The organism is Sphingomonas sp. NCPPB 2930, from assembly GCF_042867205.1.
Taxonomy (GTDB): Bacteria; Pseudomonadota; Alphaproteobacteria; order Sphingomonadales; family Sphingomonadaceae; genus Sphingomonas.
This window is the reverse complement of record NZ_JBHZQU010000003.1, coordinates 1-24,419: the sequence shown is the minus strand read 5'-3', so window position 1 is coordinate 24,419 and position 24,419 is coordinate 1. Positions and strand designations below refer to the sequence as shown.

The window sequence follows — 24,419 nt, the reverse complement described above, 5'->3', positions numbered from 1 at the left end:
TTACGCCTGCTGACTGTCCCAGCCTTCCAGGACGATCTTGCCCCGCGTGGTGGCGCTCTCGATCCGGCGGTGCGCCTCCATCAGATTGGCGGCATTGATCGGCGAGAGCGTGTCGGTCGCCGTGGTGCGAATGCGCCCCTCGTCCACCAGTTCGGCCACTGCGTCCAACAGTCGACCTTGCTCGCCGACGTCCGGTGTGTCGAAGAGCGACCGGGTGAACATCAATTCCCAATGAACCGACACCGCCTTGCGCTTGAAGGCGACGATGTCGAGGCTGGCGGGATCGTCGATCAGCGCGAAGCGCCCCTGCGGCGCGATCAACTCGGCGATGTCGGTGAGATGGCGATCGGTGTGGGTGGTCGAAAAGACGAAGGCGGGCGCACCGATCTCCAGTGCGGCGATCTGCGGTGCCATCGGCCGGGAATGATCGATGACATGATGCGCGCCTAGGTCGCGGACCCAACCTTCCGTCTCGGCGCGCGAGGCAGTGGCGATCACGGTCAGGTCGGTGCGGGTCCGCGCGATCTGGATCGCCGCGGAACCGACGCCGCCCGCACCGCCGATGATCAGGATGGCACGGGCGCCGCCAGGCGGTTGGTCGTCGACCTTCAACCGATCGAACAGGGTTTCCCAGGCCGTGATGGTCGTCAGTGGCAGCGCCGCCGCTTCCGCGAAGCCGATGCTGCGGGGGCGATGGCCGACGATCCGCTCGTCGACCAGCTGATATTCGGCATTGCTGCCGTCGCGCATCAGGTCGCCCGCATAGAAGACCTCGTCACCCACCTTGAAGCGGGTGGCCTCCGGGCCAACCGCCTCGACCACGCCCGCCGCATCCCAGCCGAGAATGCGCTCGTCACGCCCGTCGAATGGCGCGGCGCCAGTGCGAACCTTCGCGTCGACCGGGTTCACCGAGATAGCCCGGACCGCGACCAGGATATCGCGCCCGGTCGGAACGGGTCGTGGCAGTTCGACCTCGACAAGGGCTTCGTCCCGGTCAATCGGGCCGGGCTGGCGATAGGCTATGGCGCGCATGGGTCTTGCTCCTTCTGCTGACGCACGCGAGATAGAGACGGTGTCAGCTTTTGTCGTAGGCACAAAAAACGCTCATAGTGTCGAAAAGGATACCGTTCCGATGGCGAAAGCCCGTCACTCCCGCCTCGATTGTACCCCGGGTTGTGCCGTCGAGGCAGCGGTGAGCCTGATCGACGGCAAGTGGAAGGCGGTGATCCTCTACCATTTGCAGGACGGAACCACGCGCTTCAACGAACTGCGCCGCCGCGCTGGTGATGTGACGCCGCGCATGCTGACCAACCAGCTGCGCGAACTGGAGGCCGATGGTCTGATCGAGCGCGAGGTCTTCGCCCAGGTGCCGCCGCGTGTCGAATACAGCCTGTCCGATCGTGGCCGATCCCTGTCGCCTATCATCGCGGCGCTGAAGGCTTGGGGCGATGCGAATATGGACCTCTTCGCGCGGCGGTGATCATCCGGCAGATGCGGCGGCGACGTTCGCGGCATCGCTCGAACGGCGTCGTGCTCGGATCTACGCCAAGAAATGGGCAGGTGGGATAAGCGACGGGTTTCCGAAGTTTTTTCATAATATGTTCACATCCTGTTCTGCATGCGTTAAAAGGTGCGCATGGCGGTGCGGAAGATCATTCACGTCGACATGGACGCCTTCTTTGCGTCGGTGGAGCAGCGTGACGATCCGTCGCTTCGCGGCAAGCCGGTTGCGGTCGGTCATGCCGCCGCACGGGGCGTGGTGGCGGCGGCCAGCTACGAGGCGCGCACGTTCGGCGTTCGCTCCGCTTTGCCCTCAGTCACCGCGCTGCGCCGCTGTCCCGACCTGATCTTCGTGCCGCCCCGCTTCGAAGTGTACCGCGACGTCTCACGCCAGATCCATGACGTGTTCGCGCGCTATACCGACCTGATCCAGCCCTTGTCGCTGGACGAGGCCTATCTCGACGTCACCGCGAACAAGCGTGGCCTGGAAACCGCATGGCTGACTGCCAAGGCGATCCGCGCCGCTATTCTGGCGGAGACCGGCCTGACCGCGTCGGCGGGGATCTCGTACAACAAGTTCCTCGCCAAGCTCGCCTCGGATCATCGAAAGCCCAACGGCCAGTTCGCCGTCACGCCGGACATGGGCGCCGCCTGGGTCGAGACGTTGCCCGTCAGCCGCTTCCACGGCGTCGGACCGGTGACGGCGGAGAAGATGAAGCGGCTGGGGATCGAGACCGGGGCTGATCTGCGCGCCAAGTCGCTGGCGTTCTTGCAGCAGCATTTCGGCAGTTCCGCCGAATGGTATCACGCCATCGCGCGCGGGGAAGACGATCGTCCGGTCAATCCGAACCGCGTGCGCAAGTCTTCGGGGTCGGAAACCACGTTCAACCGCGACCTGACCGAACCGGGGGAGATCGAGGCGGGCGTGCTTCGCATGGCCGACGACGTGTGGGACTGGTGCGAGTCACGGCAGGCGTTCGGCCGGACCGTGACGGTCAAGATCAAGTACGCCGATTTCCATCAGATCACCAGACGCCGCAGCCAGCCCGTGGCCGTCATCAGTCGGGAAGGCCTGCGCCGCGCGGCGCTCGACCTGATCCGGTCGGTTCTGCCGACCCAGAAGGGGATACGACTGGTCGGCGTAACGGTATCGAACTTCGTCGAGGCTGAGGCTGTGGCGGCGACCGAGTTGCCGATCTTCGCGGAGGCGGCGGCATGATGCTTGACCTCTTTGACGCGCCGCTACTGCCGGGGCTCGCCACGCGGGCGAACCTGATCACGGCGGACGAGGAGCGCATGCTGATCGACCGGATCGACGCGACCGACCTCGAGCCGTTCCGCTTTCAGGGCTGGACAGGCAAGCGGCTGACAACGTCCTTCGGATGGAGTTACGACTTCGAGGTCGGGCGCCCGAAGGATGCGCCACCGATGCCGGATTGGCTTCTCCCCATCCGCGATAGGGCCGCCAATTTCGCCGGGCTCGCGCCCGAGGCGCTGATTCAGGCGCTGCTTATCCGCTATGACCCAGGCGCCGGGATCGGCTGGCATCGCGATCGGCCCATCTACGGCCATGTCCTCGGCATCTCCCTCGGCGAACCGACGACGATGCGCTTCCGGCGGCGGCGCGCTGACGGCTTCGACCGCGCGTCGTTGCCGCTCGACCCGCAGGGCGGCTATCATATGAGCGGACCAGCCCGCCACAACTGGGAGCACAGCATCGCGCCGATGGAACATCTGCGCTGGTCAATCACCTTCCGCAGTCTGGCGGAGCATCGGTGATCGACGGCAAGGAGTTTACCGCCGCCATCTTCATGATCGACGATCAAGGGCGTTGTTTGACTGCTCCCGTGGGGGCGCCGTGAAGCTCTTGGGATCCGCGTGCGGCAGGTGTCGACCAACTTAAGCCGTTCTCCGGCATATGGTTAACCGGACACTCCCGTCCGACGAAACACACTGGATCAAGGCCGATGGCGCGATCGGTTGCCATTCGACGTAGGGGTGGGAGATCTTTGGTCGCGCACGCTTACTCGGGACTGATCTAGGCCAATGCCAACTTATGACTCGAGTCCAGATAACCGAGAAAGGCTTGCCAGACGCCAAAATGGCAGTTCGAGATGGCGCAACGGTTATCGACCTCGCTATGAACGGTGAAACGGGGGATCGGTCATGACGTCACAGGAAACTTTATACGCGTTCGACCGGCGCTTCCTCGATCGCCATGCCGGTCCCATCATCTCCGATCTCTCGGTCGCCATTGTCGAGTTGGTGGCGAACGCCTGGGATGCCTATGCCACCAGAGTCGATATCACCTGGCCAACCGCCGACGGCGAGCGCAGGTTTGCTATCAAGGACAACGGCCGTGGCATGACTGCCGCGCAATTTGAACAGCGTTGGGGGGTGTTCGACTATAATCGCGTGGCGGCCGAGGGCGAATATGTCTCGCCCCCGCCCGAGTTGGAGACGCTTGCACCGCGTCGAGCCTATGGCCGCAACGGACGCGGACGCCATGGCGGCTTCGCCTTCTCCAACCCCTACGACATCACCGTCGAAGCGGGCGGCGAGCAGGTAACCTATCGTGTGTCACGCGGCGGGCTGCGCCCGTTCCATTGGGAGCTAGTCAAGCGCGAACCGAGCCCCAGGCACGGGGTCGAGATCAAGGCCGTTGAGCCGACCCGGTTGCGGCTCAGCGCCGCTGATATTCGCGAGGTGCTCGGCACTCGCTTCCTTACCGATCCAAACTTCCGGGTCTTCGTCGATGGTCAGGCCGTGACCTTCGACGATATTCCGCGCGATTTTCTGCGCGAGAGCTTCGTGGATATCCCCGACGTCGGCCGTGCGACCATACTGATGATTGAGTCCCAGCGCGCCGATCGCAGCACCCGCCAGCATGGCATTGCCTGGCACGTGAACAATCGGCTAGTCGGCAATTGCGGCTGGCGCAGCACCGATTATGAACGCGTGCTCGACGGTCGATCCAGTGAGGCGAAGCGGTTCACCTTCATAGTCTTCGCCGACTTTCTCGCTGACACCGATGCGGTTCTGCCCGACTGGTCCGGATTCCAGCAAAGCCATCCCGCCTGGCAACAGACCCAGATTGCTGTCCAGGACAAGATCCGCGAGGAAATCTCCGCATTTCATTCGGAACGGCGCCGAGAGGTTAAGGACGCGGTCCGTGAGCGCTATGCCTCTACCGTTACCCAGATCACGCCGATCGCGCGCGAGCGCTGGAACAGCTTCGTCGACCAAGTCACCGACAGTTGTCCAGGAATTTCATCCGATCAGATCGAGCAGGTTGCTGGCATCCTCGCCAATCTAGAAGCGTCGTCATCGCAATATAGCTTACTTGCGAAGCTGCATTCCCTTCAACCTGGGGAACTCGATCAACTCGACGGTATTCTCGCCGATTGGAGCGTCGCGACCGCGAAGCTCGCGCTTGATGAGATTCAGAGCCGGCTCAAACTTATTCATGAGCTGCACGATAAGCTTCGTGACGAGCGGGCCGACGAGGTGCGCGAACTGCAGCCGCTCATCGAGCGAAGCCTTTGGGTGTTCGGTCCCGAGTTCGAAAGCATTGAATTCACATCCAACCGAGGCATGTCCACCGTAATAAAGACCCTGCTCGGCGGCTCCCCGCAGGGCAGCCTCAACCGCCCCGACTTCGTTATCTTGCCTGACGGGAGCGTCGGCCTGTTCGCGCGGCCTGCCTTTGACGACCAGCATGAGGTTATTGGCGTGGCGCATCTGGTGGTGGTCGAATTGAAGCGGCCGGGAATTCCGATCGGGATGGATCAGAAGAACCAGGCGTGGAAATATGTCGTTGAGTTGCAGTCCCACGGGCTCATCGATGATGCAACGCGGGTGACATGCTTTGTGATGGGTTCGAAGCTCACCCCGCGCGAAGGCGTTCGCGAGGAAGGCCGCACGAAGATCATACCCATGGCTTACGAGACGTTTATCCGCCGGGCCGAAACGCGCATGTTGAACCTCTACGCGCGTCTTTCGGAGGCCCCGTTTCTTCGGGAGGCTGGCGTTGACGCCGCAGCATTCGTCGCGGAACCCACCGCGGGCCAACCGGGGCTCGGACTATCGGCGTGACACTGGCGGAAAGCCGTGCCGTATAAATAGAAAGGGAACGTCTTAATAGCGGGCTACCTTCGATGGTCATGAGCATTGCTCCGCGACACCCGCTTCGATCAAGTGAAACTGTTTAGCTGAGCCAGTAGTAGCGGGGTCATTGTCCCACGATCCGGCGTTCGCTTCCGGCAGCAGTCGACCAGATTCAGTCGTAACGCCACGCCGCACAACAGGCACTGAACGTCGGCTTCCGGTTGAACCCGCCATTCGGCTCGGCCTCCGAGCATGGTGGGTCTGCCGCCATTGCTGCCGTTCGAGCCCTCAAATAGCCTCTCCTTGAAAGCTGCCTACGGTTCACCTCCAGCGCTCGTGGGTAACCGAGGACGGCGTGAGATCGGTGGCACGGAACCGATCTCACGCCGCGCCGCGTCAGTTCAGAAGCCGTGCATAGCTATGGGCTTCAGCGTCCGTCCCCTTGATGAGCTCGTAGGTCATGCCAGAAGCGACGGCCATCTGTTCGGCAAACTCGCGCTTGGCCCGCACGACCGGCGTGTCCACTTGGTGGTCGCCCTTGACCTCGACGATGACCATCTTTCCGTCCTCACGCTCGAAGAGGAAGTCGGGGTAGTAGGTCCGAACTGCTTTCGAATCCGGGTCGATGTACTGGATGAAGAAGTCGCTCTGCCCATGGGTGAGCATGCCGGTGAAATAGAGCTTGCGCACCTTACCCTCGCGGATGAGGTCCCAGAACAGCGTCTGCTCGGGCTTGGAGTCGAAGCAGTAGGTGTCGAGGTGGAAGCTTTTGTGGGCGACCGGTACAGCAGGCGCGTCGGTCTCCCGCACGATCTTATCCTTTTCGGCCGTAACCCGGTAGAAGCCCTCGGCAGGGACCTTCACGAGGTCAACTTCGTATTCCTCCGGCGTCACGGTCGAGCTGACCGTGAACAGGTGTCCGAAGAGCTGCGGGATGATCAGATCGTGCAGCAACTCGTTGTAGGCGTTCACGGCCTCGACCGTGGCGCCCATCCCTTGGACGGAAGATGCAAGGAGGCCCTCCACCTCGATGGGACTGCGGTTCAAGTACCGCGCGACCTCGGACACGATCATGAGTGGCGAGTAGGTCAGCTTCGACCTGTGTGCGGTGAGGTCGGTTACTCGGTCGCTGATCTTCCCAGGCGCCAACTCGGTCCTGTGCGTTGCCATCAACCGATAGCGGTCGGTCAGATCGGCCCATGCCGCTTTGTCGGCCATGTTGAACCTCAGGTCCGCCCCGTCGGTGAGGACCTTCTCTTCCAGATGAAATTCGCGACGGACGCGCTTGATCTTGATCCTGACCGGCTCGTTGACGCGGACTTCGACGGTCTCCTTGTCCTTCGCAGCGCCCTTCAGGTCTTCCACGGTCATGCGGAAGTTGTGTTCGAGCTCGTTGTCAAGGATCGCCAGGTTGCCTGCCGACAGGTAGATGTGGCCGGTATGCTGCATGTCGCCGATGGCGCGCAGACAGCGCATCGACGCCTGTAGGACGAACACCTTCGATGCTGGCTGGCGGTAGAGGGCAACGCCGAAGAGCGACCGGCAATTCCAGCCCTCGCGCCCCTTGTTAACCAGGATGATGAACTGCTTTTCGCTCTCGGGGTAATCGAGGCGTCGGAAAGCCCGTTCATCATCATTGCTGGTATGCTTCGCGTCACCGACATTCACGAGAATGCGACTCGTGGGGATACCCCGGTCAATGAGCGCTTGCTCGACGGCCGGTTTCAGCTCATTCACCGCCTCGTCGATGCTGGCTGCGAAGAAGGCCATCTTCGGCGTCAGTCCTTCGGGCAAAAGCCCATCGGTCTGATCGCAGAAGTCATCCACGGCGATCTTCACAAACTCGGAAGTGCGCGAGTTCGTGTATCCCTTCAGATCGACGGTCTTGAGGTACTGGTTGCTGATCGCGTCCTTCAGTCCGTAGGCGTAGACCACCTCGGGTAGGACGGTTTTCCCGACATAGGGCGTGCCGGTGTAGTTGAAGCAGGCCACGACCTGCGTTCCGGCCGACTTCAGCTTGGCCGCAAGCTTGTCGATGGTCGTGCGCAGGCTGGTGTCTGTGGCCTTCGCCCCGATGCCCATGTCCTTCGCCAGGTCCTTGCCGAAGGCGTGATGCGCCTCATCGACATAGATGCCGAGCTGTTCGAGCCGGGTCAGCTTCTCGAAGCGCTGGTTGGTGGTCAGCTCCCCCTCGTCCTCGGGCTCGTCGAACCCGTAAAGATCGGCTGCATCGGCGTAGACGGTGCCCGGCTCCTTAAACACCTCCGGGGTTGCGCGGAAGAGGGTGTCGATGGCGCTTTCATGCTTGTGCTTCTTCTTGAGGATGATCTTCTGCACATTCGAGACGATCACATTGAAGCGCGACTGGTCGAGCGTGTCGAGCGAAGTGCCCGCCTCCTCCAGGTAATGGAAGCGGATATGTGTGGTGAGGAAATTCACATATTCGGGGGGCACCACACGCGCGAGCGGGAAGGATTCTAGCTCGCGGAGTGATTGGAGAACGGTCTTGTCAGGCGAGCAGACCAGCGCGTTATGGCAGTATTTTGCGTCCTTGGGCCATTTGTTGGCAAGGATGAATTCGTAGAAGATGCAGGTCGCCATGAGGATGGTTTTGCCGGTCCCCATGGTGAGGGCGAAGATGTAGTTCGGATATGTGCGCCGGTTGCGCTTCATCATATCGAACACGACCTGGTACTGCTCGCGCGTCACCGTCTCGAACAGGGTTCCCTGGCCTTGCGAGTTGGCAACGCCACCTTCGGCCCGGTCGGCGAACTTGCCAGCGCGGTCGAACCAGTCCTTGAAAATCTGCTCGACACGCGCGTTGCCCAGAAACTCCTTGAGGAAGACATACATTTCCAGGGCTTCGAACTGCGGGGTGCGCAGGAACGCCTTCCGGTTGTGGTCGGGGTCGTTGAAGTCGAGAAATTTTTTGGTCAGATCTCGATACTCGCGCCGGATCGTACCCCGGTTATTCCGGTAGAACCTCCATAGGAAGTTGAAGAAGGCAAACTCGCCGAGAACGGCTTCCTGCTGGCTGGCCTTGGTCGCTTTAGCCATCGATTTCGCCTTCCCAGCTTTCGGAAAGGAGGTCAGTGATCTTCACACGGATCGTGCCAGCGTCTGCCGGGACCTTGTAGCGGCCGATGACGAAATCGTCCTTGCCGGGAACATCAACGATGGTCGGCTGAAGGACAGCGCCGTCGTAGTTCCAATCGACCATCACGCTATCCACGAGCTCGCGCCATTCGCCCACCTGCTCCTGCTGCAAGGACAGCTTTTGCAGGAGGTTCATGGGGTAAAAGTTCTCGATCACGAGCTCGCCATCGCGGATTGAGATCTTGGCCTCGGAATCCCGCTTAAATTCGATTTGCGACTTGTCGCGCAGGATGTCCACGACCTCGACATCGATCCTGAATGGCTTGGCCTGGAGTTCGAGCTCCGCCTTCAAATCCGCCTCATGGCCCATGCACACGAGCAGGATTTTCTCGACTGGCTGATTGGGCTTCTCATCCTGCCGACGCTGGAAAAGCTTCTGATCGAAACCGGCTACAAGCTCACCAAGATCGGCTTTGGTTGCAATTCGATTGACGGGCATGATCTTCACCATGCGACCGTCCTTTTCGCCATCGAAAACTCCATGTGCGTCAAGCACCTGGAGCTCAAGTGCATCGATCAGCAGTTGCTTGGCTTCTGCCGGATTACGGAAAATATCGTAATTATTGACATTAAACGATTCCAAGCCTGCTGATGACTCGATTGCAAGGAGCCGTTTGGTCATGGTCTGAATAGCGCCCAGGTTGATGTCTGCGCCGATGAAGCGCCTTCCGGTTTTGGCGGCTACAGCCAGGAGACTTCCCGACCCAGCAAATGCGTCGAAAACGAGACCGCCCTTGGGGGCTGCTGCCTTAAGTATCCTTTCCATCAACGCTTCGGGCTTTTGAGTTGGATATCCGGTAGGTTCGATCTTATCGGCTGGCTGAAGCATTGACATGCGCCAGACATCATCGACCGTTCTGTGGGTCGACTCGATGTAGATCACTTTTCCATTTTCGTCTTTTGCATTCACTAACGATTGAGTTTCTGAACTCCAGACTCGCTTGATTTGGGTGACGGGCTTTTCGCGTTCCTCCCTGATTTTATCGAAGTGAAATCCGTCACCTTTTCTATACCAGAAAATATTGTCATGATTCGATGCAAATCTATTTATATTACCCTGCATCTTGTTATAATAATGCCATATAATTTCGTTTAAAAAATTTGATGGTCCGAATATTTCATCAAGCATGCATCTTATTTGATGAGATTTATGCCAATCAAGATGCACCATAATTGTTGCACTGGGCGACATTAGTTCGCGGATTATCGACAGTCTCTCGAACATGAATTGCAGATATTCATCGTTTGTCCAGATATCTGCGTACTGCTTTTCTTCGAAGTTTGATTTCTCTGTTTTAGCACTTCTAGATCTTATTCGAATTGTCTTTGAATAATCAGCCTTGGAATCAAATGGAGGGTCAATATAGATAAAGTCAATCTTTCCACGAAAATTACGCAGCAAGTGACTCATTACCTGAAGGTTATCTCCCCAAAAAATCTTGTTGCGCCAGCCATCGATATCTTTACCATGAACTTCTTTCAGCTGGGCGGGATAGTATTGAGTCGATGTGAACGGGCGCTTCCCGCGCCAGTTGAGCATGGGGTAGCCCTTAATTGGCTCGAACTTGTATTCTTCGACCCGGCCTTCCTGCTGCCGCCCCAGGTCCAAGCTTTCCTGTCCGTCACTCACTCGCATTTACCTTTCCAAAAATTTCCAATTCTTCATGTCACAATAGAACCGCGCGTCGCAGTCCTCGCATTTCTTCCCCGGCCGCGACTTCATCCGGTAATCGCCCGCCTCGATCCGGCCGACGATCCGGTCAAAATCCGCGATGGTGCGGTCGATGGCCTTGCTGTCCTTGTCCCAGCTGATGAACGGATTTCCGCTCTCCTCGCCGGTATAATAGAGATGGGTGCGGCTGACCGTGTGGCCCGTCCTCTCCTCCACCAGGTGCGCGTAGACCTCAAGCTGTTTCCGGTATTGTTGCAGCCGCTCCCGATCCCGCACGAGATCAGGCTTCTTTTCGGCCTTAAAGTCGATCAGCTCGACCGTATCGCCTTCGCCACGGATCAGGTCCACCGATCCGTTGAGGATGTAGGTGTCCTTAACCATGGAGATATCGACCTCGGCTTCCTTGAGCCGGTCGAAATGCCGCCGCTCGCGCTTCACATAGCGTTCGACATGGCGCAGCGCCGCCCCCTTCGCGAGCTGGTTGAGGTACTGCCGCTCGCGGCGCGAAAGATAGTGGTAGTTGGTTTCGAACCAATCCTCGACCTGGCTGGAGGTGACGATGTGCCCCTCACCGCGCAACACCGCCTTGTGGACATCCTCAATCGTCTGATGGACGAGCGTGCCGAAGAGCTGGGCGCTGGCGCGGACGGGCGTAAATTCGAGCTCGCGGAAGAAGCGGTACTGCTCTGCGCAGGTCTCAAACAGCGCGATGTGGGACGTGAAGCTGTATTGCCGCTTGAGGTTGATCTGCTTCACCACATCGAAGGCGATGCGCTCGGCATGAAACTCGGGATCGCGCCAGTTTGGCAGCTCCCCCCAGGCGTCAGCGAGATATTTCGAGGGGGACCGGCCGCGCCCCTCTTTCTCCTCGGTGGCGAGCACCAGCAGGTTCTGGGCTCGGGAGAAGGCGGTGTAGAAGAGACGCCGGAAATCGAAATTCTTGATCCGGTCTAGGGGCTCGAACGGCCGCTTGGCGAGGTATGGCTCCATCGCCACATCGATGTCCGTCCACTGCTTGCGAGGCACCGCCTCAAGCGACCCGCAGACCACAACGGGAAATTCCAGGCCCTTCGATTGGTGAACGGTCAGGAAGGAAACGCACCCGCTGGGCGCATATTCGCTGTCGTCCTCGTACTCGTCGATGCCGCCGTCGTATAGAAAGCGCAGGAACTGGTTGAACAGATTCAAGAGGTCGCGATCCAGGTATTCCGGGTTCATGACGGTGATGAAATGCAGGTATTCGAATTTGGTCAGCAGCTGCGAGAGCAGGGCGAGGTTGCGCGATGCGCGCCCTTTATCGACCCCATTCATCATTTCCTCGCCGAGGAAGCGGCTGAACAGCGGGAACTGTAGGAGCTGGTAGAAAAGCCCGGTCAGGCCATAGTCGGCCGCTTCCGTCATCGCCATATGGCGCTTGGCGAGTGGACGAACGAACGCAAGCAAGCTCGCGTTCTCCGGCTTGCGCAGCTCCTGCGCGAACGCCTGGAAGCACTGGTGATCGTAGTAGTCCCAGATCGCGAGTTCCATCCCCTCCCGCGTCTGCCTGATCGAAGGGTATCGGGGGAAGAGGAAGAGCAATGCGCCGATCATCAATCGAACTTCTTCGCGTTCGAAGAAAAGGTTCGAACGCGGGGAGTAGACCGGGATACCACTCGCTTCCAGATGCCGCGCCAGGGCGAGCACCTTGTCGTTCTTCACCGACCGGAACAGAAACGCGACCTGGTTCCAATCCGTCAGCCCCTTGTCGCGGAGTGAGTGGAGGAAGCTCACCACCTCTTCGTGGAAATCGCCGCCATCGGACTGGCGGAGCTTCACGACGGACGGGGTGTCGGGGAACTGATCGTCGCGCGCGACAATGCTCTTGTCGAAGCGGAAGCTCCTGTCGCCTTCGCACCAATCCTCGTCCGCAATCCAGCGGTTGTAGAAGTTGATGATATCCGGCGTTGACCGGTAGTTGATCGTCAGGCGCTCCTGCTTGCACCGACCGGGAGCAAAATTGCTAGGAAACTCAAGGATATTGCGGATCGTCGCACCGCGAAACCGATAGAGGCCCTGGTCATCATCGCCCACGACGCAGATGTTCTGCTCCTCCCCGGCGAGAAGGAAGAGCAGCCGTTCCTGGATGGTGTTCGTATCCTGGTACTCGTCCACCATCAGGTGGGTCAGTTGGTGGCGGACCTCAATCAAAACTGCCGGATTTTCTTCCAGCAATCGCAGGGCCTCCGCCTGGATGCCGGAGAAATCCAAGGCGTTCTGCCCAAGCATCAACTCTTGATAGAGGTCGGCAGCATGGCCGAGCGCGACAATGGCAGGATCATCGCCGGTCTTGAGGGCCACGACATCGAGCGCCTCTTCGGCGACCTTGTTCAGCCACCTCATAAGTTGGGTGGCGCGGTTCCAGCGGCCGGTTTGCTCCGCCCCGATGACAAGATCGATGTCGGCGATCTCGTCGAATTTGCCCAGGCGCTGGAACAGGAAATATTGCTGGTCGAACTGATCAAACAGGGAAAAATTGCGCTTGAGGCGCGTGAACTCGCGGTGATCCTTCAACAAGCGCAAGCAGATGGAGTGGAAAGTCCCGATATACATCTCATTGATGTTAAACGAGATGCCGATCTCAAGGAGGCGGTTGGACACGCGAGTGATCAGCTCGCGGGCAGCCTTCTCGGTAAAGGTGACCACCAGCAACTGCTCCGGCCGCCTCCCCTCAACCCGGATCAGGCGAACGATGCGCTCTACCAGTGTGTAGGTCTTGCCGGAACCAGGTCCTGCGATGATCAGGACTGGGCCTTGTGTTGCCTCGATTGCTGCCTGCTGGTTTAGGTTTGGTCCTGCCATATGAATGGCATAATCGAGCACGCCGTATTTTGCGAGGGCGCGAACCTACCACAATGACAACTGGTCCCCCTCGAGCTATCACCGCCCCCGGGCTTGAAGAATGCGGGCTATGGCCTCCCCTCATCGTCAAAGGAATTTAGGAGGTTCGCCGAGAGGCGGCCTCCCTGCTGCTTTCATAGTTTTGCTGGCTACGCGCCCGTCTTGCGCTTCCAAAATGGATCAGCGGACGGACCGCACCTGGGAACGGACATTCGGCACCTGAGTGGCAAAGAAGGGTCCTACCGACGCCGATTGATATCTGCGACCTCCATGGTCCGGCTCCGAACCTGACATTCACCTATCGGCCAGTGTTGCGCGTTCGTCGACCGATCGTTGGAGGCTCGGGGAATGGCGGGTTTTGGATAGAACCTGCCATTCTCGAGCATGAACGCGAACGACCCCTTTATCCCAGCGTCAGACATATCTACGCCAGCACGGAGGAACATGGGCGCACGGCTTTTGTAATGCCCAGGCGTTGCAGGTCGGTCCGCCAGCATGGACACAATAGTCGAGACCTCCGGCCGGTTTGCTCAAGCATGGTAGCTGGCATGACGCGTTCGGACATATTGTGCGGCTGAAGGACGCGGAGAGCATCCACGGCGATTGGGAAGCGCCGCGGTGGCGGCGTATCGCCAACGTGTCAAACCTCGTTCGATGTCCTTGCCTCTTTGTACCCCTTCTTGTACCCCTGATTGTGCAACTCGCTGAAAGACGGGTTGCACGGTGACGCAAAATCAATGACTTAGCGCGCGGTAGAATTAGGTCAGGAATCCTGTCTTCCCGACCATTTCCAAGAATTTCAGTTTTCCGCCGTTTTTTGATGGCCGGGCCGACGCTGTACGTAGCACATTTACGTAGCAGTCGAAAAAATGGTCGCTCGTCCCGGCTTCTTCGCGAGGCGTGAATCAGATCGCGACGCTCACATCAATCAGGCCCGCTCGCGGTGGGTCGGTCGCATCGGTGGTCTACTCCGAATTACAGGCAGAAGTGATGGAGATATGGCGCAGGCGCCAATGGCTCTGCGTCGTGCGAAAGGCGAACCAGCCCTGTCGATAGGGCGCCGCGTCACGATAGGCGAAGAGCGGGCGGCCATCGCGCGTCACGGAAATCCCTCCGTGATCGGCGGTCAGCACGATCCGGGTCCAGCGATTGGCGTGCAACAGGTCGCGCGAGCGGGTGGGCGCACGCTCCCCGATCAGCGGACGGTTGCCGGGCTGACCCACATAACGCCGCGTCCGAACGGTCGTATTCCGATTGCCACCGATGCCGACATAATAGGTGGCGAGGGCATCATAATCCTCGAACCTGCCATGGCGACCGGCGGCCAACACCGAACCGTCCGCGACGGCGGGGTCGGTTGCCATCCAGAAGGCGTTGAGGTCGCTCACCTGATCATTAGCATCGCCCGCCGCAACCGCTTTTGCCTCGAACGCGATGCGAACCGGCATAGCCAGACGGCGGGCGTACCACAGGGTCAAACCGCGCGCCGTGTCGATCTCGACTTCGTCTCCACCGAGGAAGGTGACACGCGTCGCTGGATCCTCCGCCTCGATCCGCCATGCGGACGGCGGCGGCGTTCGGGCCCGAACACAGGCGGCAGACGCGCTCTTCGCGAGCAGCGCAAGACCGACCAGCCCGGCTGCGATCAGAACCACCCGCATATTTACAGTTTCAGCTGCGCGCCAAGGAACACGCGCCGTCCGACATCGGTGAATTCGATCGGCCGCGCATCATCGATATAGGATCGAGTCAACTGATTGGTCAGGTTCAGCGCCTCGACAAAGACCGAATAATGGGCGCCCAGGCGAAGCTGTACCTTGGCATCGACATAGGTTTCGCCGCGTCGGTACACGGGGCTGTTGCCGTTGTTCGCGCTGGCTGCCTGATAAAGCCAACTGCTCCGCCGGTTGTAATTGATCCGGGCGTTGAGCCAGTCGCGGTCGAAGAAGATGCTGGCATTGTAGGTGAATTTGGACAGTCCGGGGAACTCGGCCAGCGGCTCGCCCGTCGCCTGGTTGGTGAGGCCGCTGTTGATCGAGCGGCTATAGGTGATGTTGCCGCTGAGCCCGAACCCGTCAAATGGCGCTGGCAGGAAGCCGAGCACGGTCTGGGCGCTCGCCTCGATCCCGTCGAGCTTCGCGCCGAAGCCGTTGAGCGGCTGGCGTACCGTGTACAGCGTGCCGTCGCGAAAAAGGTCCATGCCCGACACCGTCGCGGCGGGCAACACGAAGCTCTGGATGTCCTTGTAGTAATAACCGATGCTGATCGCGGTATCGCGGTTGGGATACCAGGCGGCGTTCAACTCATACTGGTCGGCACGATAAGGTTTCAGATAGGGATTGCCTGCCGAGCAGGTGTCCTCACCCGCGATCGTATCCGCCGTGTCGATCACGCAGTTGATCGCGGGGGAAAGATCGCTGGGCTTGGGCCGTGCCAGGTTCTTGGCATAGCCCAGTCGGATGAAAAGGTCGGGCCGTACTTCCAGCGCGGCATTCGCGGCGGGCAACCAGTCATGATAGCGATTTTGCAGCGTGATCTGCTGAACCGCGACCGTCGCGGTTTCGATCACCGCCGGGATGGTGCCGACCCCGGTTCCCGGCCGTACGCGATTTTCGCGCCGCGTGTTGCTGCTGACCGAACGGTCACGTGTCGCCGTATAGCGCACCCCGACATTGCCCGTCAGCGGCATTCCGAACAGGCGTGTATCGATATCGGCCTTCAGATAGCCCGCGACGATACGCTCATTGATGACGTAATCGGGAATTTGGGGAAGGCCGTCCGCAAAGCGCACGCGATCCTGGTTGAATCCCGACAGGTCATAGTAACGCGACAAATTGGCATAGTCGAACAATGGGATGGCCAGTCTCTGCGGCGCGCCCTCCGCTCCTGAAATCCCGGTGAACAGCGGCGCTCCGCCGGTCACCCCGCTATTGGCCGCGAGGAACTGCTGATACTGCGATGCAGTCAGGTAATAGGTGTTGGCCGCCGCTCCACCCGCGGGAACCGGGCCGATCACGGTCGTATAGGATATGTTGTTGTTATACTGGTAGACGGCAGGCGATGCGGCGATCCCGGCAGACGGAACCGCGGTGACGGCCGCCCTCAGCAGGCGGGCGCCGCCCGCCCCGTAGGATACCAGATCCTGGTTCCGAAACTGACCACCAAAGGCGATGGCCTTGAGCGGCCCCCAATTGACGGCATAGGTCGCATCCAGCTTCAACTGGTCTTCCGAGGCATCGTTCTGGCCGGGGCGATATTGCAGCACGGGGCCCGTCTGGTTGAGCAACTGCCCATTCGCGCCGCGCCGCGTGGCGTCGGCATAGCTGGATATGGCGGCGGGATCGAACGCCGCCGGAAACTGGAGGATGGGCAGACCGTCGGGGTTGCGCCGGTCGATCTTGATACCCGGTACGCCCGTGGTGATCCCCACCAGGTTCGTCTCATCGATCCGCGACGCCCTGGAGGTCGAGGCCAGGCCGATCAGGTGCAGCCGGTCCAGATCCCATTCGAACCCGGTCTGGAGATAGCGGCTTTCCTCGTCGTAGCGAAAGTCGCGGCGCTGCACCCCGACGATGCCGTTCGCGCCACGATAATTGGCGGTCGCGCCGTCGGTGGCGGCGTTTACGCCGTTCAACGCGGTCAGCACGCTGGTCAATACGTGGTTCTCGGTCGTGACCGTTCCCACCGTCGGTCGCGGACGGGAAGCGCCACCGGCAGCGTTGGCGGCCAGCGGCGCGTCCAGGTTATAGCGCGTCAGGTCCAGGGTTCTGCCGGTCCCGCTGCTCAGATTGACGGTATAGTTGGTGTCGCGCATCCGCTGGTTGCGCCAGTTGAGCTGTGCCTGGGTCCAGATCGTGAAGTTATCGGCGACGCGATATTGCAACTGCCCGTCGAACGAGGTCCGGGCGTCGAATCGGTCCAGCACCCGGTATCGTGCGGAGTTGGGGGCCCAGTCGAAGAACTGGGTCTCGCACGCCAGCCGCGCGGCGGTGGCCTTGGCGGCGGTTCCGCCCGTCGTGCCCGCACAGCTTTCATAGGTCGAATAGGCCGCATAGGCCGGGTCGGCGACGGTCTTTTCGTTCGACCGGTCGAGATCGAAATAGCGCCGCCAGTCGGTATTCGCGATGGAGTCGCCGCGCGTGTCGACCTGACTGTGCGTCACGTTGAGCAGCACGCCCAGTCGACCATCCAGCAGGTCGGCGCGGCCCGCGGTAAGATTGACGCGCGGGCGCCATTTCTGCGCCAAGTTCAGCCGCTGCGCTTCGCCCTTGATGCTGAAGATGGGCTTGAGCAGTTCGAGCGGACGGCGGGTCTCGACGCGCACCGTCCCGCCGATACCCCCCTCGGTCAGATCGACCGTATAGCCCTTATAGACATCGATCGACTTGACCAGCTCGACCGCCAGTTCGCGAAAGTCGCCGCTCCGCTCGCCGCCGGCGCTCTGCTGGCTGACGCCGTTGATCTCGATGCGGTTCAGATCGGGCTCGACGCCGCGGATCGACACTTTGCTGCCCTCGCCGAAGTCGCGCTGCAACTGCACGCCGGTGATCCGGGCCAGCGCCTCGCCGACATTCTTGTCGGGAAAGCTGGCGATGTCGTCGGCGACGATCGAATCGACCACCGTATCCGCCTGCTTCTTGCGCGCGATCGCCGAGCGTAGCGAGGCCCGCGTCCCGACGACCGTGATGTCGGCCGCAGTGGCCAGGGGATCGGTCGGAGAAATCTGATCATCGGCGGGGGCCGCCAAACGCCCTTTTTGCTGTGCCAGCCCCGGTTGCGCCATCGCGATCAGCGCCGCACCGGACATGGCGAATTGCACCGCTCGACGGCGGCCGATGACCAACGACATTATGATACCCCCTTATTCAGATGGGAGTTAGGTAGAAAAGCGGTGAGCGGTCCCGCGACAAAGTTTTTCCTGCGTCCGAGCAGCTAATAGTTGGGACGGGGGAGGGGGCATGGTCTGAAGCGGCACTCGCCCGAGTGCGTGCAAGCCTTCGCTGAAGATCGGCTTCAATCCTTATGCATGCCGGCCAAGTGCCGTTTGAGCGCGGATATTCGCATGGGCTGGAAGCAGCCCGGCCGCCTGGCGGAATGGACATTCCAAGGCGGCGGCGCGGCAGGAGCGAAAGGTGGGTCTGAGCTTGCCCGTACACAATCATTTCTATCAAAGCCCATCTAAACGATAGGATATTATATCGATGCGAATGCCAACAGGCGTCGCAGGGTCGGCAAGGGGGTTGATGGATGAAGATCGTCGTGATGAGTCTGTTGGTCGGCGCATCACCCATGGCGACCGCTGCGGCACAAGATGCGGCCCCTCGGGCAAGTGTAGGAGAGTCGAAGACGGGCGACGAGATCGTGGTCACCGGGACGCGCACCGGCGAACGTACCGTCACGACTTCACCGGTGCCGATCGACGTGCTGCGCGGCGACGACCTCCGCGCTTCGGGTTATCAGGAGACGAGCGAGGTGCTCCGCCAGCTTGCGCCGTCCTTCTCCTTCGCCAATCCGACGACGCCGGACGGCAACACCCATATCCACTCCGCCTCGCTGCGGGGGCTGTCGCCGGATGAGACGCTGGTGCTGGTCAACGGCAAGCGGCTTCACGGTGCGGCCTGGGTCAATACCGGCGGCACGATCGGCAAGGGCGCGACGCCGACCGACCTCAACCAGATTCCGGCGGCAGGGATCGGCCGCATCGAAATCCTGCGCGACGGTGCCTCGGCGCAATATGGCTCCGACGCGATCGCAGGCGTCATCAACATCCTGCTTCGGACCGATACCGCGCTGCACGCCACGGCCAGCGCGGGCACGACCTATGATGGCGGTGGTGACACCTATGAGGTCTCGCTGGGCGGCGGGCTGAAGCTGGGGGAGGACGGCTTCGTCAACGTCACCGGCTATTATCGCGATCATCAGGCGGCGAACCGTGCGCAGCCGGACACGCGGCAATTCTATTTCGGCCTTTCGCCCACGGGCACGCCTCAGCCATTGTCGTCGCGCTATGGGGCGGGGATCGGGCTCAATCCGCCCGGCGGCGTCACGGGAACACGGCTCGACCCGCGCGAGGCCGGAGTCGACCGCAACGTCTGGCGCTTCGCCGATCAGGGCGACATCAAGGACGGCTCCGTCCTGGTCAATCTCAGCAAGCCGCTCGGCAGCGTCGAACTCTATGGCTTTGGCGGCTATCGCTTGAGCAAGGCGAAGAGCAACGCTTCGTTCCGCCGCCCGGGGCAGGACGAGAATGTCCGTGCGATCTACCCGAACGGCTTCCTGCCCTTCGTCGATACCGAGAGCCGCGATTATACCGGCGCGCTGGGTTTGCGCGGCGATCTGGCCGGTTGGAAGTGGGACCTGTCCAGCGTCTATGGCGGCAACCGCATCGCATATCGGACACGGAACACGCTCAACGCCACGCTGGGCACCGCCAGCCCCACGCGCTTCTACAACGGCCGCTATGGGAATTCGCAGTGGACGACCGACCTGACCCTGTCGAACAGTGTCGAGGCGGGGCTGGCCGCGCCGATCGACGTCGCGATCGGGGCCGAATATCGCCGTGACGGGTACAAGATCGGCGCCGGCGAGCTGGCCAGCTATCAATATGGGCCCGTACGCGTGCTCGACGGCCCCAATGCCGGGGCGATCCCGACGATCGGGTCGCAGGGTTTCGCGGGCATTCAGCCAAGCGACACGGTCGATGTCCACCGCGACGCGATCAGCGCCTTTGCGGAAGCCGGGCTGGAACCGCTGCGCGGCTGGACGGTCGATCTCGCCGGACGCTATGAGCATTATTCGGACTTCGGCGACACCTGGAACGGGCAGGCGTCGACGCGCCTCGCCCTGCCGGCGGGGTTCGCCCTGCGCGGGTCCATCGGCACCGGCTTCCACGCGCCCAGCCTCGCCCAGCAATATTTCAGTTCGACCAGCAGCCGGACGATCGTCAACAACACGACCGGTTTCCCTGAATTCGTCCTCGTCCGCACCGCGCCGGTCGGCTCGGCCCTTGCCAAGGCCCTTGGCGCCCAGGCCTTGAAACCCGAGACGTCGACCAACTTTGGCGGTGGCCTGACTTACGCGGCTGGCCATCTGACGGCGTCGGTCGACTATTATCACATCGACATCGACGACCGGATCATGCTGTCGTCCAACTATGTCGATGCGTCGGGCAGCCGCCGTCTGCGCGACTATCTCGCGGGTATCGGCATTCCGGGCGTGACCAGCGTCCGCTACTTCACCAACGCGGTCGATACACGGACGCAAGGTGTCGACGTGACCGCAGCCTATGCGACTCCGCTGGGCGGATGGGGCGACCTGAAGCTGACGGCGGCGTATAATTACAACCGGACACGGCTGCGCCGTGTCGCGGCAACACCCCCGCAAATCACGGCGCTGGGTATCACGACGCCGCTGTTCGACGTCGTCGAACGGACGCGCGTCGAGCGTGGCCAGCCGCGCGACAAGGTGGCGCTGGGGGCCACCTTCCGGACCGGTCCCATCACCTTCGATGTGCGCGCCGCCCGCTATGGCCGTGTCGAGCAAGTGGCGCTGACCAACCAGACGCCTGCCGCCGTCGCCCTGATCGCGCAAGGATCGACGCCCTATCGCACATTGCCGACCGAGTCCGGGACGCGGGGCAATGTCGATGTGATCCAGCAGCTCGAGCCCAAATGGGTGACCGATTTCAGCTTCACCGGGCAGGTCAACCGCAACCTGGCGGTGACGGTGGGCGCCAACAATCTGTTCAACGTCTACCCGACCGAGAACATCCGGTCGACCGCCGCGCTGACCGGCGCCGATACGTTCGGTGTCTTTCCGTACAGCGAATTCTCACCCTTCGGCTTCAGCGGCGCCTTTTATTATGTTCGCGCCGGAGTGAGCTTCTGATGGCGGCGCTGCTCAATCGGCGCGAGTGGATCGCGATGGGCGCGGCGGTGGCCGCGACACCGGCGATCGGTACGGGGCTTGCCGCACGGACCCGGCTGTCACTCAACGAGAATGCTTGGGGGCCGTCCCCAGACGTCGCGCCCGCCATTCGTGCGGCGGCGGTTGGCGTGGAGCGCTATGTCTCGCAGGCCGAAGTGGACTCGCTCGCCCGGCAGATCGCCCGCCTCGAAGGCGTCACGCCCGAGCAGGTCGTGATCGGCGAAGTGCTCGAAGCACTCGGGCTGTTCCTGGCGCGCAGGCGGGCAGGGGGCGGCGAGATCGTCTTCTCGGCGCCCGGCTATACGGCGCTGGTCGATGCGGCGGCCCCGCTTGGTGGCCGGGGCAGGCCGGTACCGCTCAATGGGCGTTTGGAGAACGACCTGCCGGCACTGTCTCGCGCGGTCGGCGGGGACACATTGGCCGTGTCGCTGGTGAACCCCCACAATCCCTCCGGCACGGTGAGCGAGGCGGGGGCGTGGCACGCCTTTCTGGCCGACTTGTCCCGCCGGACGCTGGCTGTGGTAGACGAGGCGTATCTCGAATATGACGACCTCGCCGGGCTGTCGGCGATCCAGCATGTGCGGGCGGGGCGCAATGTGCTCGTCTTCCGCACCCTCGCCAAGATCTATGGGCTGGCGGGACTGTCGGTCGGTTATGCCGTTTCGCAGGCACCACTGGCGACCGCCTTGCGTCAGGCGGGGATCGGCGCACCGCATTCCCTGTCCCGTCCCGCGCTTGCGGCCGCAGGCGCGGCGCTGGCGGATCAGGGCCATGTCGCCATGGTGCGCGACCGGACGGCGGGGGAGCGGCGGCGACTTCACACGGCGCTCGACGCGCTGTCGCTCCGCCACACCGATGCGCGTGGGAACTTCGTCTTCTTCCGCACGCCGGCAGCAGGCCGCCTTCGCGCTGCGGCCGCCACCGCAGGCATCGAGATTGCCAAGCCGTTCCCCCCGCTTGATGACTGGGTACGCGTGACGGTCGGACGACCGGCGGAGAACGACCGCTTTCTTGCCGTGCTGCGGCAGGTGGCCGGATGACGAACGCTCCGGATCTGGCGGCGATTGCCGATGGCTTCCGGAAGCTCGAAGCATAACCCTAGGCATCGTCGCTGAACGCCGAGACCGCCATTTCGACAAAGGCGCGCAGGCCTGCCGTCATGCGACGATCGGGCAGGCGGACGAGCGTCAGCGGACGAGGTTCGGGCGCGTAATCCGCCAGAACCGGGATCAGACGCCCCGACGCCAGATCGCCGTCCAGCGTCACGCGGGATTGCAGGATGATACCATAGCCCGCGACCGCCGCTTGCCGCAGGGCGGCTGCGTGATTGATGCGCAGGCGGGGCGGGGGCAGCGGTACGACATGCTCACCGCTCGGACCGACCAGCGTCCACCGGTCGTCCGCACCGAATTGCGCGAAGCCGATCAGCCGATGTCCGCGCAAGTCGACGGGCGTCTGCGGATGACCGTGTCGCTCCAGATAGGCTGGCGCGGCGGCGAGCATCAGCCGATAGGGAGCGAGCGGGTGGGCGACCAGCCAGTCATCCTCCAGCGCACCGATCCGAAAGGCCAGGTCGAAGCCTTCCTCGATCAGATCGACCTTGCGGTCGCCCAGCACCAGTTCCGCCTGCATGTCCGGAAAGCAGTCGAGATAGGTGGCCAGCAAGGGCGCGACCCGTTCGGTGCCGAAGGCGATCGGCGCCGCGATGCGAAGCCGACCGACCGGCGTTTGAGCCACCTCGGCCCCCACCGCCTCCGCGATCGCGACATCCGCCAGCACGCGACGACAGGCTTCCGTGAAGCGCCGACCGGCCTCGGTCGGCGACAACCGCCGGGTCGTGCGGTGAAGCAGGCGGGTGTCGAGCCGTGCTTCCAGTGCATTGACGTGCTTGGCCACCATCGTTGCCGAAATGTCGTGCGCCTTGGCTGCGGCGGTGAAGCTGCCGAGGTCGACGACCGATACAAAGATCGCCATGCTGGTCAATCGGTCCATTGCAAACCCCTGGTTTGAAGACGTCGCATCCTATGCGGCTGTTTCCATCGCTGTCCAGCAGGCATCCTCCGGTCATTAGCAACCAGAACAAGGATGATTGGTAATGATTGTGTCGAGGATAGTTCAGTGAAGGCGTTGTTTTTCGAACGGTTCGGGGGCCCCGAGGTCCTGCGCTATGGCGATCTTTCGGATCAGGCACTCGACGCCGGTTCGGTGCTGGTGGAAACCAGCGCGGTCGGCCTGAACTTCGCCGACATCTATCGCCGTCAGGGCATCTATGTGTTGGACGGCGAAGCACCATGGATCGGCGGCTATGAGGGGGCGGGGCATATCGTCGCGGTCGGGACTGGCGTCGATCGCTGGCGGGTCGGGCAGCGGGTCGGCTTTCTCGACGTGCCGCGCGCCCATGCCGAACGGGTGTACGCGCCCGCCGATCGGCTGGTCGCACTGCCGGACGATGTCGACAACCGCACGGCCGCCGCGCTGTTGCTGCAAGGCGTAACGGCGCAATATCTGATCGAGGATAGCGGCAGGCTGTCGGCAGGCGACCGGGTGCTGGTCCAGGCCGCATCGGGTGGCGTCGGGCGGCTGCTGACCCAGATGGCGGTGGCGCTGGGCGCCGAGGTCCATGCGCTGGCCTCGACGCCGTCCAAGCGCGAACAGGCACGGTCGAATGGCGCGAGTGCGGTCTATGGCTATGACGATTGGGTGGCACAGGTGCGGCAGGCGACCGGGGACGGCGTCGATGTTGTCTATGACTCGATCGGCACCACGCTCCACGACAGCCTCGCCGCCTTGCGTCCCGGTGGCCGCGTGGTGATCTTCGGCAAGGCGGGTGGTACGCCGCCCGCGATCGATCCACTGTCGCTGATGGAGCATTCCAAGTGTGTCGTCGGCGGCGATCTTTGGACCTATCTGAACCGCGCCGAAAGCCGACAGAGCCGCGCCGACAGGCTGTTCGCGGCCTTGCGAGCCGGCACGATCACCGCGCCCGCCATCACCATCTTCCCGCTAAGCGAAGGGGCGGCCGCCCATCGCCTGCTGGAGGATCGCAGCTTCGCGGGCAAGATCGTCCTGATTCCCAACGGTCCCCGGTAACGGCGATCGCTAGCCATCGTGGACAAAGGGTAGCCAGAGCAGGACTGAGGCGAGGCTAACGAAGCCGATGTAGGACTGGGTGGTTTTGTCG

Annotated in this window: 14 protein-coding genes; 7 read left to right on the top strand and 7 right to left on the bottom strand. The window is 61.9% G+C overall.

What is annotated here, in order from left to right; all coding sequences use genetic code 11:
* Entirely contained in the window at positions 1 to 1,032 is a 1,032-nt protein-coding gene (locus ACFX59_RS05285) for a zinc-binding alcohol dehydrogenase family protein (RefSeq protein ID WP_387430325.1), read from the bottom strand.
* A gap of 100 nt (positions 1,033 to 1,132) precedes the next feature.
* On the opposite strand from ACFX59_RS05285, the gene ACFX59_RS05280 reads away from it, so the two are divergent.
* The 4 genes from ACFX59_RS05280 to ACFX59_RS05265 all read left to right on the top strand — a co-directional run bounded on the left by ACFX59_RS05280 (position 1,133) and on the right by ACFX59_RS05265 (position 5,595).
* Positions 1,133 to 1,480 (top strand): helix-turn-helix domain-containing protein, encoded by a 348-nt coding sequence (locus ACFX59_RS05280; protein ID WP_183952462.1) that lies wholly within the window; start codon positions 1,133 to 1,135, stop codon positions 1,478 to 1,480.
* Positions 1,481 to 1,636: 156 nt separating this feature from the next.
* The gene (gene dinB / locus ACFX59_RS05275) at positions 1,637 to 2,719 is read left to right on the top strand and encodes a DNA polymerase IV (protein ID WP_387430323.1); all 1,083 of its coding nucleotides are present in this window, start codon (positions 1,637 to 1,639) and stop codon (positions 2,717 to 2,719) included.
* Entirely contained in the window at positions 2,716 to 3,279 is a 564-nt protein-coding gene (locus ACFX59_RS05270; RefSeq protein ID WP_387430321.1) for an alpha-ketoglutarate-dependent dioxygenase AlkB, read from the top strand. Before dinB ends, ACFX59_RS05270 begins: the two co-directional genes overlap by 4 nt.
* A gap of 387 nt (positions 3,280 to 3,666) precedes the next feature.
* Positions 3,667 to 5,595: an ATP-binding protein gene (locus tag ACFX59_RS05265; RefSeq protein ID WP_387430319.1), complete on the top strand. Its 1,929-nt coding sequence runs from the start codon at positions 3,667 to 3,669 to the stop codon at positions 5,593 to 5,595.
* Between the two features lie 408 nt (positions 5,596 to 6,003).
* On the opposite strand, the gene ACFX59_RS05260 is transcribed toward ACFX59_RS05265, so the two are convergent.
* From ACFX59_RS05260 to ACFX59_RS05240, 5 genes are all read right to left on the bottom strand, one after another.
* Positions 6,004 to 8,664 (bottom strand): type III restriction endonuclease, encoded by a 2,661-nt coding sequence (locus ACFX59_RS05260; protein ID WP_387430317.1) that lies wholly within the window; start codon positions 8,662 to 8,664, stop codon positions 6,004 to 6,006.
* Positions 8,657 to 10,393: a DNA methyltransferase gene (locus ACFX59_RS05255; RefSeq protein ID WP_387430315.1), complete on the bottom strand. Its 1,737-nt coding sequence runs from the start codon at positions 10,391 to 10,393 to the stop codon at positions 8,657 to 8,659. Before ACFX59_RS05255 ends, ACFX59_RS05260 begins: the two co-directional genes overlap by 8 nt.
* A gap of 6 nt (positions 10,394 to 10,399) precedes the next feature.
* On the bottom strand, positions 10,400 to 13,294 hold the full coding sequence (locus ACFX59_RS05250) for an ATP-dependent helicase (RefSeq protein WP_387430313.1): 2,895 nt from the start codon (positions 13,292 to 13,294) through the stop codon (positions 10,400 to 10,402).
* 983 nt (positions 13,295 to 14,277) lie between these two features.
* Positions 14,278 to 14,973, bottom strand: a complete 696-nt coding sequence (locus ACFX59_RS05245) for a DUF6250 domain-containing protein (protein ID WP_387430311.1) — start codon at positions 14,971 to 14,973, stop codon at positions 14,278 to 14,280.
* 2 nt (positions 14,974 to 14,975) lie between these two features.
* Positions 14,976 to 18,161, bottom strand: coding sequence for a TonB-dependent receptor (locus ACFX59_RS05240; protein ID WP_387430309.1), 3,186 nt, complete (start codon positions 18,159 to 18,161; stop codon positions 14,976 to 14,978).
* 398 nt (positions 18,162 to 18,559) lie between these two features.
* Here ACFX59_RS05240 and ACFX59_RS05235 point away from each other — a divergent pair, with 398 nt between their 5' ends.
* A complete protein-coding gene (locus tag ACFX59_RS05235; RefSeq protein ID WP_387430307.1) occupies positions 18,560 to 21,199 on the top strand; it encodes a TonB-dependent receptor plug domain-containing protein in 2,640 nt (879 codons plus the stop codon).
* 47 nt (positions 21,200 to 21,246) lie between these two features.
* Positions 21,247 to 22,278 (top strand): pyridoxal phosphate-dependent aminotransferase, encoded by a 1,032-nt coding sequence (locus ACFX59_RS05230; protein ID WP_387430305.1) that lies wholly within the window; start codon positions 21,247 to 21,249, stop codon positions 22,276 to 22,278.
* Between the two features lie 58 nt (positions 22,279 to 22,336).
* Here ACFX59_RS05230 and ACFX59_RS05225 read toward each other — a convergent pair whose 3' ends face one another.
* Positions 22,337 to 23,230 (bottom strand): LysR family transcriptional regulator, encoded by an 894-nt coding sequence (locus tag ACFX59_RS05225; RefSeq protein WP_387430303.1) that lies wholly within the window; start codon positions 23,228 to 23,230, stop codon positions 22,337 to 22,339.
* Between the two features lie 126 nt (positions 23,231 to 23,356).
* Here ACFX59_RS05225 and ACFX59_RS05220 point away from each other — a divergent pair, with 126 nt between their 5' ends.
* Positions 23,357 to 24,328, top strand: a complete 972-nt coding sequence (locus tag ACFX59_RS05220; RefSeq protein WP_387430301.1) for a quinone oxidoreductase family protein — start codon at positions 23,357 to 23,359, stop codon at positions 24,326 to 24,328.
* Positions 24,329 to 24,419: the final 91 nt, after the last annotated feature.